The following is a 12,299-nucleotide window of genomic DNA, read 5'->3' as shown; positions in this document are numbered from 1 at the left end:
CGGCTGAAACCATTGCGCTACAGCCGCGCGTCGCGCGCCAGCTCCACGAAGCCCTTGAGGTAGTCGATGTCGGCGTCCGCATCGCGCACGCCAAGGAAGATTTGCTTGGCGATCCCATGCTCGCCAAGCCGCACCGGCACGATCTCCATCGTCGCCGCGTACTGGTCTGCCAGCCAGCGCGGCAGTGCGGCGATGCCGCGGCCGCTGGCCACCATCTGCAGCATGATGTCGGTGGTCTCGATGGTCTTGTGCTTCTTCGGTGCGCAGCCGGCGGGCAGCAGGAACTGGTTGTAGATGTCGAGCCGTTCGAGCGGCACCGGATAGGTAATCAGGATCTCGTCCGCAAGTTCGTGCGGCAGCACATGCTGGCGGCCGGCCAGCGGGTGCCCGCAGCCGACGACCAGCACCTGCTCATAGTCGAACACGGGCTCGAATCGCAGGCCCTGGCTGAACAACGGATCGGGCGTGACCAGCAGATCGATGTCGTAGCCGAACAAAGCCTTGATGCCACCGAACTGAAACTTCTGCTTGACGTCCACGTCCACATCCGGCCAGCGCTCCAGGTAAGGCGCCACGACCTTGAGCAGCCACTGGTAACACGGATGGCACTCCATGCCGATACGCAGCACCCCGCGCTGGCCCTGCGCGAACTGTCGCATCAGCTGCTCGGCATGCTCCAGCTGGGGTAGCACGCGATTGGCCAGGCCGAGCAGGTACTGGCCCGCCTGCGTCAGGCGCAGCGACCGCCCTTCCCGCTTCCAGATCGCGGTGCCCAGCTGCTGCTCCACTTTCTTGATCGTATGGCTGAGTGCCGACTGGGTCAGGCACAGGACGTCGGCGGCGGCCGTGAGCGAACCCTGGCGGTCCACCTCGCGGATCACACTCAGGTGCATTCGTTCAAGCATGGTCATTACATGAATAAAATTAATCGGTTAATGAAATAATACCACTTTTACTCATGAATACCGGCCACTAAGATGATGCTCTAGCAATCAGGAGCAAACATCATGGTAACCACACACAATCTTGGCTTTCCCCGCATCGGCGCGCAGCGCGAACTGAAGTTCGCGCTGGAGGCGTACTGGAACGGACAAGCGTCGCAGGACGACCTGGCGGCCGTCGGCGCCACGCTGCGCCATCGCCACTGGCAGGGCCAGTCGTTCCTCGACCTGGTACCGGTCGGCGATTTTTCGTTCTACGACCAGGTGCTCGACATGAGCTTCATGCTCGGGAACGTTCCCGTGCGCGCGCAGCACCAGCCCGACAATACGCTCGATGCCTATTTCCGCGTCGCGCGCGGCCGCTCGGCCAACGATTCGGACTGCGGCTGCGTGCACGCAGCCGAAATGACGAAGTGGTTCGATACCAACTACCACTACATCGTGCCTGAGTTCAGTGCCGCCACTGGGTTCGCGCTCGACGCGTCGCGCCTGCTCGATCAACTGGAGGAGGCGCGCCGGCTCGGTGTGAACGGCAAGCCTGTCATCATCGGCCCGGTGACTTACCTGTGGCTTGGCAAGGCCAAGGACGGATCGGACAAGCTCGCACTGCTGCCACGCCTGCTGCCTGCCTACGTGGCGCTGTTCGAGGAACTGGCACGGCACGGCGTCGAATGGGTACAGGTCGACGAACCGATCCTGGTGACCGAGCTGGCGTCACAATGGCGCGAAGCTTTCGTCACCGCCTACGACGCGTTCAAGGGTGCGCAGCTCAAGCTTCTGCTCACCACCTATTTCGGCCAACTGCGCGAGAACCTCGATCTGGCCTGCACGCTGCCGGTGCACGGCCTGCACCTGGACGCAACGCTCGCTCGCGACGAAATCGGGCAGGTCATCGAGCGACTCGGTCCGGACAAGGTGCTGTCGCTCGGGGTAATCAACGGCCGCAACATCTGGAAGACGGACCTGCACGCCACGCTGGAATGGCTCGAACCGCTGCACCGGCAACTGGAAGAGCGCCTGTGGATCGCGCCCTCCTGCTCGTTGCTGCACGTGCCGGTCGATCTCGAATGCGAAGAGGAGCTCGATCGCGACATCCGCTCCTGGCTGGCGTTCGCTCGGCAAAAACTGGACGAGCTGCAGCTGCTCGCGCAGGCGCTGAACAAGGGACGCGTGGCGGTGCAGGAAGCGCTGGTTGCCAACCATGCGGCGGTGGAACGGCGGCGTGGTTCGCCGCGGGTACACAACCAGGCGGTGCAGGCAGCCGTGGCGGCGATCGATGCGTCGGCGGGCGAACGCAGCGAGCCGTACGAACAGCGCGCGACCAGACAGGCGGCCCTGCTCCAGCTGCCCGCTTACCCGACCACGACAATCGGCTCGTTCCCGCAGACCGCCGCCATCCGTCAGGCGCGCAGCCGGTTCCGCCGCGGAGAACTGGATGAAGCGAGCTACAAGACGCACATGCAAAGCGAGATCGCGCTGTGCGTGCGCGAGCAGGAAGCGCTCGGGCTGGACGTGCTGGTCCACGGCGAGGCGGAACGCAACGACATGGTCGAGTATTTCGGGGAGCAGCTCGAAGGCTTTGCGTTCAGCCAGTTCGGGTGGGTGCAGTCGTATGGATCGCGCTGCGTCAAGCCGCCGATCCTGTTCGGCGACATCAGCCGTCCCAGGCCGATGACGGTCGAATGGGCGAGCTATGCCCAGTCCTTAACAAGCAAGCCGATGAAAGGCATGCTCACCGGGCCCGTGACGATGCTGAACTGGTCGTTTGTGCGCGACGACCAGCCGCGCTCCTCCACATGCCGCCAACTGGCGCTCGCGATTCGCGGCGAGGTGCTGGACCTGGAACGGGCGGGAGTGCGCGTGATCCAGATCGACGAGGCGGCGCTGCGCGAAGGCTTGCCACTGCGCCGCTCGGAGTGGGACGCGTATCTTGAGTGGGCGGTAGAAGCATTCCGGATCGCGGCCAATGGCGTGCGTGGCGAGACGCAGATCCATACGCACATGTGCTACTCGGAGTTCAACGACATCATCGGGGCAATCGCGAAGATGGATGCGGACGTGATCACGATCGAGACATCGCGCTCGGACATGCAGTTGCTGGAGGCGTTCGAAGGCTTCGACTACCCCAACCAGATCGGGCCGGGAGTGTATGACATTCATTCGCCGAACGTGCCCGGACAGGATCAGATCGTGCAGTTGATGCGCAAGGCGGCAGAGCGGATTCCGTCCGGGCGGCTGTGGATCAATCCGGATTGCGGCTTGAAGACCCGCAGGTGGGAGGAGGTGCTGCCGGCGTTGAGGAACATGGTGGAGGCGGCGAAGACGTTGCGGGCGGGTTGATCAGAGTTCGTAGGGTGCGCACCCCGTGCGCACGCGGTACGTGTGCATACCCGAGCCAACGACATTCAACCGTACCGCGTGCGCACTGGTGCGCACCCTACGCCTTCTTATCGCGCTACTGGCTGTTCGCCGGTGCGGCCTTCTGTTCCTTCGCTTCTTCCTTCGCCTGTTCCTTGGCTGCCTTTTCCGCCTTGCGCCGCGCGACTTCGCGCTGGCGCGCTTCCGCTTCGGCTTTGCGTTTGTTGAAGGCGGCGACGTTTTCCGCGCGCTTGCCTGCTTCGGCACGTTCGCGCGCTTCGACTTCGCGCATCTTCTCGTTATGCTTGGCGACGCGCTCGGCCACAGGCGACGGCCGCGGCGGCGGCACTTCAGTTGGCGCGCGGGGCGGCTGCGGCGGCTCGGCGGCGAGGCGGGCTTCTTCTTCCTTGTAGCGCGCGTCCGCTTCGGCCATCGCGCGGTCGCGCTCATCGACCCGGGCCTGGCGCAGGAAGTGCGAAGCTTCGATCTCGATCGCGCGCTGCTCGGCCAGCGCCGTGCGGCGCGATTCCTTGATCTTGTCGAGGCAGTGGTTGACAAAGAATCTTTGGTAGCAGGCGTGTTCGGCCTCGGCATAGTGCGCCTCGATCGCGGCACGCTCCTTTGCTACCCTTGCTAACCGCTGATTGGCCTGCGCCACCGACTGGCTTGGCGGCACCGCGACCTTGGCCGGGACCTGGGGCGCGCTGCTGCAAGCGGCCAGGGCGACGGCAGCGAGCCAGGCGCCGGCTGTCTTGCTAAGTGCTGACTGTGCTTTCATTCTTGATCCCTTCCTCTCACGCGAGGGCGTCGGCCGCGGCCCGGCGTTCGGCCAGCATGTATTCACGCGACTGCATTTCAATGATACGCGAGACCGTACGGTGGAACTCGTTTGCCAGCATGCCCTTGGTGTAGAGCTGATCGGGCTCGACCTCGGCCGACATGATCAGCTTGACCTTGTGGTCGTAGAACACGTCCACCAGCCAGGTGAAGCGGCGCGCCTCGGACGACTGCGCCGCCGACATCGCCGGCACGCCGGACAGGATCACGGTATGAAAGCGCGACGCCAGCTCGAGATAGTCGTTCTGCGAGCGCGGTCCGCCGCACAGGGTCGCGAAGTCGAACCAGATCACGCCACCGGCGCGGCGCAGGGCGCGGATTTCGCGCTCCTCGATATGCACGCGCGGGTCTTCGTCGGCGGTGTCGGCAATGCTGGCGTAGGCCGAGCGCAGCGCCGCGTCGCTCGCGGCATTGAGCGGCATGTAGTAGGCCTGCACCTGCTCCAGCGTGCGATGGCGGTAGTCGATGCCTGCGTCGACGTTGATGACGTCGAGCTTGTTCTTCAAGAGCGCGATGGTGGGCAGCATGCGGTCGCGGTGCAGGCCGTCCGGGTACAGCTTGTCCGGCTCGTAGTTGGAGGTCATGACAAACGAGACGCCGTTGGCGAACAGGTGCGACAGCAGGTTATACATGATCATCGCATCGGCCACGTCATTGACGTGGAATTCGTCGAAGCAGATCAGTCGGTACTTCTTGGCGATGCGCCTGGCCACCTCGATCAGGGGATCTTCCATGCCCTTGAGCTCGTCGAGCTGGCGGTGCACCGCGCGCATGAATTCGTGGAAGTGCAGGCGCGTCTTGCGCACCACCGGCACCACCGAATAGAAGCTGTCCATCAAAAACGACTTGCCGCGCCCCACCCCGCCCCACATGTACACGCCGCGCGGCACGTCGGGACGGTTGATCAGGCGCTTGAAGCTCGTGGAACGCTTTGCCTTGTAGGCCACCCATTCGTCGTAAGCCTGCTGCAGACGGTCGACCGCGCGCTGCTGCGCAGGGTCGGACTTGAAACCGCGCTCGGTCAGCGCGTGCTGGTAGTACTCTTGGACGTTCATCAGGTGGCAAAAAATGTGATGCTTTCAATGTAGGGTGGGCGGATCCTCCGCCCACGCGTTCAACCGCAGCGTGGCCGGCCAGCTGCAACGGCCGGGACCTGCCCTTGTTGAACGCGTGGGCGGGAAGACCCGCCCACCCTACAGGACCAGCCGATGGCCGGTCTACTGCATTAGAAATTCAGCGAACGCTTGTCGACGGCGAGTGCTGCTTCCTTGGTCGCTTCGGACAGCGACGGGTGTGCGTGGCAGATGCGGGCGATGTCTTCCGACGAGGCGCGGAATTCCATTGCCACCACGGCTTCCGAAATCAGTTCGGAGGCCATCGGGCCGATGATGTGCACGCCCAGGATTTCGTCGGTCGCGGCGTCGGCCAGGAACTTGACCATGCCCGAGGTGTCGCCCAGCGCGCGCGCACGGCCGTTGGCCAGGAACGGGAAGGTGCCTGCCTTGTAGGCCACGCCTTCGGCCTTGAGGGTCTGCTCGGTCTTGCCGACCCATGCGATCTCCGGCGAGGTGTAGATCACCCACGGGACAGTGTTGAAGTTGACGTGGCCATGCTGGCCGGCGATGCGCTCGGCAACCGCGACGCCCTCTTCTTCCGCCTTGTGCGCCAGCATCGGGCCGCGCACGACGTCGCCCACTGCCCACACGCCCGGCAGGCTGGTGCGGCACTCGTCGTCCACCACCACAAAGCCGCGATCGTCCAGTTGCAGGCCGACGGTCTCGATACCCAGGCCGGTGGTGTTCGGCACGCGGCCGATCGATACGATCAGGCGATCGAAGGTCGCGGTCTGGGCCACGCCGGTGGAATCGACGTATTCGACGGTGACTTCGTTCTCGCCCTTGGTGATGTTACCGATCTTGCAGCCCAGGTGGATCGCCAGGCCCTGCTTGGTGAACATCTTGTGCGCTTCCTTGGCGATCTGCTCGTCGACCGCGCCCAGGAAAGTCGGCAGACCTTCCAGCACGGTCACTTGCGCGCCCAGGCGGCGCCACACGCTGCCCATCTCCAGGCCGATTACGCCGGCGCCGATCACGCCCAGGCGTGCCGGAACGGCGTCGATCGCCAGTGCGCCGGTGTTCGACAGGATCAGCTTCTCGTCGAACGGTGCGCCCGGCAGTTCACGCGCGTTCGAGCCGGTGGCGACGATGACGTTCTTGGCGGAGAGGGTGTCGGTGGCCGGGCCGGAGACGTTGATGGTGTAGCCGCCATCAGCCTTGCCGGCGAATGCGCCGCGGCCGTGGAAGAAGGTGACCTTGTTCTTCTTGAACAGGTACAGGATGCCATCGTTGTTCTGCTTGACGATGCCGTCCTTACGCTTGAGCATCTGGCCCAGGTTCAGCTCGAGGCCGGCGACGTTGATGCCGTGCTCGGCGAACGCATGGCCGGCGTGCTCGAAGTGCTCGGACGACTGCAGCAGCGCCTTGGACGGGATGCAGCCGACGTTGGTGCAGGTGCCGCCGGGAGCGGGGCCGCCCTTGGCGTTGGCCCACTCGTCGATGCAGGCGGTCTTGAAGCCCAGCTGCGCGGCGCGGATCGCCGCAATGTAGCCGCCCGGTCCGCCGCCGATTACGACGACGTCGAATTGTTTTTCGGTGCTCATCAAAAAATTCCTTGTTCTGTAAGGGGCATCCCACACTTAAACAGCGTCGTCCCCGCGAAGGCGGGGACCCAAACTGAGCATCAGAAGTCGCGAACGCCGCGTATCGGCGAAGTCAGTATGGGGCCGCGCAAGGCGCGGCGCCTTCGCGGGAACGACGCTCTTTGGCTGCTGCGGGGATGGCCAGTTTTATTCTTCTGGTACAAAAATCCACAACAACAGGTACAGGACCACGCCGAACCCGAAGGTCAGGGTGAACAACACGAACATCAGCCGCCACACCCACGAATCGACCGCAGTGGCCTTGGCCAGCCCGCCGCACACGCCACCCAGCCAGCGGTCGGTGCGCGAGCGGCGCAGGGCGTTGACCTGGGCGCTGAAGTCGGTGGTGGTGCCAGGCGACGGGTTCGCGCTCGAACCCGCCAGTACCCTGGCCTTGGCCGTTTCGTATTCGGCGTCGGTCAAGGCGCCGGCTTGGTGCAGGTCGTGCAAACGCTTGAGTTCATCGGACATCGTCATCTTCAATCCTCGGTTCAAACAGACAGCACGCGCTTCCTTGGCCGGCGCGCTTGGCCGGTTACAGGTCCAGCAGCAGGCGCGACGGGTCTTCCAGCGTTTCCTTCATCGCGACCAGGCCCAGCACGGCTTCGCGGCCGTCGATGATGCGGTGGTCGTACGACATCGCCAGGTAGTTCATCGGGCGGATCACGATCTGGCCGTTCTCGACCACGGCGCGCTCCTTGGTGGCGTGGATGCCCAGGATCGCCGACTGCGGCGGGTTGATGATCGGGGTCGACAGCATCGAGCCGAACACGCCGCCGTTCGAGATCGAGAACGTACCGCCGGTCAGGTCATCCAGGGTCAGCTTGCCTTCCTTGGCCTTCTGGCCGAATTCGCCGATCTTCTTCTCGATCTCGGCGATCGACAGCTGGTCGGCGTTGCGCAGGATCGGCACCACCAGGCCGCGCGGCGAGCCGACGGCGATACCGATATCGAAGTAGCCGTGGTAGACGATGTCGTTACCGTCGACCGAAGCGTTCAGGACCGGGTACTTCTTCAGCGCGGCAACGGCGGCCTTGACGAAGAACGACATGAAGCCCAGCTTGACGCCGTGTTCCTTCTCGAACTTGTCCTTGTACTTGTTGCGCAGGTCGATGACCGGCTGCATGTTCACTTCGTTGAACGTGGTCAGGATCGCGTTGGTCTGTTGCGACTGCAGCAGGCGCTCGGCGATACGGGCACGCAGGCGGCTCATCGGCACGCGCTCTTCCGGACGGTCGCCCAGGTTCACGGCCGGGGCCGGAGCGGCGACTTGCTGCAGGGACGGCTTCTGTGCAACCGTTGCCAGCGGCGCCGGGGCGGCTGGGGCGACAGCCGGCTTGGCGGCAACCGCGGCGAGCGCGTCGCCCTTGGTCACGCGGCCGTCGCGGCCGGTGCCGGCAACTTGTGCTGCGTTAATGGCGTTGTCAGCCAGGATCTTGGCGGCGGCCGGCATGGCCACGCCTGCCTTCGAACCGGCTTCGGCCGGAGCGGCAGCCGGAGCGGCGGCTGGAGCAGCTGCCGGTGCCGGCGCAGCGGCTTGCGGGCTGGCCTGTGCCGATGCCTCGGTGTCGATCACTGCGATGGTTTCGCCCGACACGACGGTGCCGCCGTCGCCCTTGATGATCTGGACGATCACGCCAGCGCTCGGGGCCGGCAGTTCCAGGACCACCTTGTCGGTCTCGATGTCGATCAGGTTTTCGTCACGCGCGACGGACTCGCCGACTTTCTTGTGCCAGGTCAGCAGGGTCGCTTCAGCAACCGATTCCGACAGTTGTGGGACCTTGACTTCGATTTGTGCCATTTAAAAAACTCCGTAATTTATTCTGTGCGAACGCCCCGCGCGCTCGTGGCACGCGGGGCTCGTGGATTATTTGGTCAGGACGAAACCCTTGAGCTTCGCGAACGCGGTGTCCAGCAATTCCTTCTGCTGGGCCACGTGCTTGTCGCTGTAGCCGACCGCCGGGGCCGCCGACGCCGGACGACCGGCGTAAGCCAGGCGCTGGCCAGATTCCATGCTCTCGAAGATGTTGTGCTGGATCTGGAACCACGGACCCTGGTTCTGCGGCTCATCCTGTGCCCACACCACTTCGGTCGCATTGGCGAACTTCTTCAGCTCGGCGGCAAAGGCCTTGTGCGGGAACGGATACATCTGCTCGATACGCACGATCGCCACGTCGGTCACGCCGCGGGTCTTGCGGGTGTTGACCAGGTCGTAGTAGACCTTGCCCGAGCACGCGATCACGCGCTTGACCTTGGACGCTTCGATCTTGTCGTCGGTCTCGCCGATCACGGTCTGGAAGCCCCCCTTGGCCAGTTCGTTCAGCGACGAGCCGGCATCCTTGTTACGCAGCAGCGACTTCGGCGTGAAGATCACCAGCGGCTTACGGAACTGGCGCACCATCTGGCGGCGCAGCAGGTGGAAGATCTGGGCAGCGGTGGTCGGCTGGACAACTTGCATGTTGTTGTCGGCGCACAGCTGCAAGAAGCGCTCGATGCGGGCGGACGAGTGCTCAGGACCCTGGCCTTCGTAACCGTGCGGCAGCATCATGACCAGGCCCGAAGCGCGGCCCCACTTGACTTCGCCGGATGCGATGAACTGGTCGATCACGACCTGGGCGCCGTTGGCGAAGTCGCCGAACTGGGCTTCCCAGATAGTCAGGGTGTTCGGCTCGGCGGTCGAGTAGCCGTATTCGAAGCCCAGCACCGCCTCTTCCGACAGCACGGAGTCGATGACGGTGAACGGTGCCTGGGTTTCCGACACGTTCTGCAGCGGCACGTAGATGCCTGCATCCCACTTCTCGCGGTTCTGGTCGTGCAGCACGGCGTGGCGGTGCACGAAGGTGCCGCGGCCGGCGTCCTGGCCCGACAGGCGCACTGCGTAGCCGGAAGCCACCAGCGATGCGTAGGCCAGGTGTTCGCCCATGCCCCAGTCCAGGTTCAGCTCGCCGCGGCCCATGGTGGCGCGGTCGGCCAGCACCTTCTCAACCAGCGAGTGCAGCTTGAAGTTTTCCGGCACGGTGGTCACACGCTGCGCCAGGCGCTTGAGCTCGGTCAGCGGCACCGCGGTGTCGGCGGCGTCGGTCCACTTCTTGTTCAGGAACGGCGCCCAGTCGACCGCGTACTTGTTCTTGAAGTCGGTCAGGACCGGATCGTTCGTGTGCTTGCCCGCGTCCATCGCGTTGCGGAAGCCCGCAACCATCTGGTCGGCTTCGTCGCCGGAGATGGTGCCCTGCGTGGCCAGCTTGTCGGCGTACAGCTTGCGGGTGCCCGGGTGCTTGGCGATCTTCTTGTACATCAGCGGCTGGGTCAGGGCCGGGGTGTCCTGCTCGTTGTGGCCCAGCTTGCGGTAGCAGACGATGTCCACCACGATGTCCTTGCCGAACTGGACGCGGTAGTCCAGCGCGATCTGGGTGGCCAGCACGACCGCTTCAGGGTCGTCGCCGTTCACGTGCAGCACCGGCGCCTCGATCATCTTGACCACGTCCGAGCAGTAGATGGTCGAACGGCTGTCGCGCGGGTCGGAGGTGGTAAAGCCGATCTGGTTGTTGATCACGATGTGAACCGTGCCGCCCGTGCCGTAGCCGCGGGTCTGCGCCAGGTTCAGGGTTTCCATCACCACGCCCTGGCCGGCGAACGCAGCGTCGCCGTGCACCAGCACCGGCAGCACTTGCTTGCCGTGCGGGTCGCCGCGGCGGTCCATGCGCGCCTTGGCCGAGCCTTCCACCACCGGGTTGACGATTTCCAGGTGCGACGGGTTGAATGCCAGCGACAGGTGCACCGGGCCGCCGACGGTCGATACATCGCTCGAGAAGCCCTGGTGGTATTTGACGTCGCCCGACGGCAGGTCGTCAGCGTGCTTGCCTTCGAATTCTTCGAACAGGTCGGCCGGCGATTTGCCCAGCGTGTTGACCAGCACGTTCAGGCGGCCGCGGTGGGCCATGCCGATCACGATTTCCTGCACGCCTTGTTCGCCGGCGCGCTGGATTACTTCGTCCATCGACGCGATGAACGACTCGCCGCCTTCCAGCGAGAAGCGCTTGGCGCCCACGTATTTGGTGTGCAGGTAGCGCTCCAGGCCTTCGGCCGCGGTCAGGCGCTCGAGGATGTGGCGCTTCTTCTCGGCGGTGAAGGTCGGGGTCGAGCGGATCGATTCCAGGCGCTCTTGCAGCCAGCGCTTTTCGGCCGGATCGCTGATGTACATGAATTCAGCACCGATGGCGCGGCAGTAGGTGTCGCGCAGCATGTTCAGCAGGTCGCGCAGCGACGCGTTTTCCTGGCCGAAGTAGGTATTGCTGATGTTGAAGACGGTGTCGAGGTCGGCTTCCGAGAAGCCGTAGAAAGCGGGGTCGAGCTCCGGCAGGGGCGGACGCTCCTGGCGCTGCAGCGGGTCCAGGTTGGCCCAGCGGGAACCGAGATAGCGGTAAGCGGCGATCAGCTGGGTGACGGCGACGCGCTTGCGGCCCATCTCTGGATCGGCGGCGGCGGACACGGTGCGGATCGGGCCCTGCTTGGCGCGCTCGGCGAACGAGGCGATGACCGAGGAGTGGTCCACGTCGGGACGGGACGAACCGTCCACGGCCGGCACGTGTTGCATGGCGTCGAAGTAGGCACGCCAGTTGTCGGGCACCGAGCCCGGATTGTTCAGGTAGGCTTCATACAACTCTTCCACGTACGGCGCATTTCCGCCGAACAGGTACGAGTTGCCTTCATACTGTTGCATCATTTTTGCTCACCTTTCTTCGCGCTTCGCGAGTATGGGGCGGGTTAATCTAACCTTCCGCGACACGGCCTGACCGGTTAGCGGATCGCACTTACTACATCAAGTTGTGGGGGAAGGACTGTTGCGGGCGGAGCTTGCAGAGTTCTGCCGAAAAAGCGCTTGGTATTGTAACGCAACATGGCACGGACCGCCGATGTCAAGTTCGGAATTTATCCGATCAACATAATGAACAGCAGGCGGCTGGCCTGGCAAATGGGCTGATGTTGCTTTTCAGCATCACTGTTCTGGCTTGAACCGCGCCAGCCTGGTCGAGGCGAAGTCCCAGGTCATTAACTAAACTACAATGGCATGTTTTTAACGCACACATGCGACCTTGAGAATATCGATCGGCCTTCGTCTGTTTGCAGCCGTCCTGCTGGCGCTCCTGGCAGTGGCGGCGGGCGCGCTGTTCCTGCTGCGCCAGAACGTGCTGGCCAGCTTCGGCGAGTACGCGGTCGGTATCGAACTGGACCGGCTGGACGAGCTGTCCGGCGACCTGGCGCGCAAATACCGCGCCCACGGCGGCTGGAAATTCGTGCCCGCCGGCAGCGCGCGGCGTAGCTGGGTCGCCCGCGAACTGACAAGGCTGCAGACGCTGCGGGACGAGGGTGCCCTGGACGTGACAGTCCTGCCGCCGCCTCGGCCGCCGAAGCCCCCGGCCGCTGCCCGCGCCAGCCTGTCGGCAAACGGTGCGCTGCCGACAGGC

9 protein-coding genes are annotated in these 12,299 nt (G+C 64.3%); 2 read left to right on the top strand and 7 right to left on the bottom strand.

Annotated elements, in window-relative coordinates; all coding sequences use genetic code 11:
- Positions 1-17 precede the first annotated feature (17 nt).
- Positions 18-905 (bottom strand): LysR family transcriptional regulator, encoded by an 888-nt coding sequence (locus tag E4O92_RS20845; protein WP_135191586.1) that lies wholly within the window; start codon positions 903-905, stop codon positions 18-20.
- A gap of 102 nt (positions 906-1,007) precedes the next feature.
- Here E4O92_RS20845 and metE point away from each other — a divergent pair, with 102 nt between their 5' ends.
- Positions 1,008-3,281, top strand: a complete 2,274-nt coding sequence (gene metE / locus E4O92_RS20840) for a 5-methyltetrahydropteroyltriglutamate--homocysteine S-methyltransferase (RefSeq protein WP_135191585.1) — start codon at positions 1,008-1,010, stop codon at positions 3,279-3,281.
- A gap of 115 nt (positions 3,282-3,396) precedes the next feature.
- Here metE and E4O92_RS20835 read toward each other — a convergent pair whose 3' ends face one another.
- From E4O92_RS20835 to E4O92_RS20810, 6 genes are all read right to left on the bottom strand, one after another.
- Positions 3,397-4,077: a hypothetical protein gene (locus E4O92_RS20835; protein WP_135191584.1), complete on the bottom strand. Its 681-nt coding sequence runs from the start codon at positions 4,075-4,077 to the stop codon at positions 3,397-3,399.
- Between the two features lie 16 nt (positions 4,078-4,093).
- A complete protein-coding gene (gene zapE / locus E4O92_RS20830; protein ID WP_135191583.1) occupies positions 4,094-5,191 on the bottom strand; it encodes a cell division protein ZapE in 1,098 nt (365 codons plus the stop codon).
- Positions 5,192-5,361: 170 nt separating this feature from the next.
- Positions 5,362-6,795, bottom strand: a complete 1,434-nt coding sequence (lpdA, locus tag E4O92_RS20825) for a dihydrolipoyl dehydrogenase (RefSeq protein WP_135191582.1) — start codon at positions 6,793-6,795, stop codon at positions 5,362-5,364.
- A 186-nt stretch (positions 6,796-6,981) separates the two neighbouring features.
- Positions 6,982-7,311: a PspC domain-containing protein gene (locus E4O92_RS20820; protein ID WP_135191581.1), complete on the bottom strand. Its 330-nt coding sequence runs from the start codon at positions 7,309-7,311 to the stop codon at positions 6,982-6,984.
- Between the two features lie 58 nt (positions 7,312-7,369).
- Positions 7,370-8,635 (bottom strand): 2-oxoglutarate dehydrogenase complex dihydrolipoyllysine-residue succinyltransferase, encoded by a 1,266-nt coding sequence (odhB, locus tag E4O92_RS20815; RefSeq protein WP_135191580.1) that lies wholly within the window; start codon positions 8,633-8,635, stop codon positions 7,370-7,372.
- A 66-nt stretch (positions 8,636-8,701) separates the two neighbouring features.
- Complete coding sequence (locus tag E4O92_RS20810; protein WP_135191579.1) at positions 8,702-11,557, bottom strand: 2-oxoglutarate dehydrogenase E1 component; 2,856 nt, start codon at positions 11,555-11,557, stop codon at positions 8,702-8,704.
- 370 nt (positions 11,558-11,927) lie between these two features.
- Here E4O92_RS20810 and E4O92_RS20805 point away from each other — a divergent pair.
- Positions 11,928-12,299 (top strand): hypothetical protein (locus E4O92_RS20805; protein WP_206076918.1); only part of this gene is annotated, 372 nt, incomplete at its 3' end.

It is taken from the genome of Massilia horti, assembly GCF_004614195.1.
In the GTDB taxonomy this organism is placed as follows: Bacteria; Pseudomonadota; Gammaproteobacteria; order Burkholderiales; family Burkholderiaceae_D; genus Telluria; species Telluria horti.
Note: the sequence above shows the minus strand (reverse complement) of the source record. Positions and strands in the feature narration are given on the sequence as shown.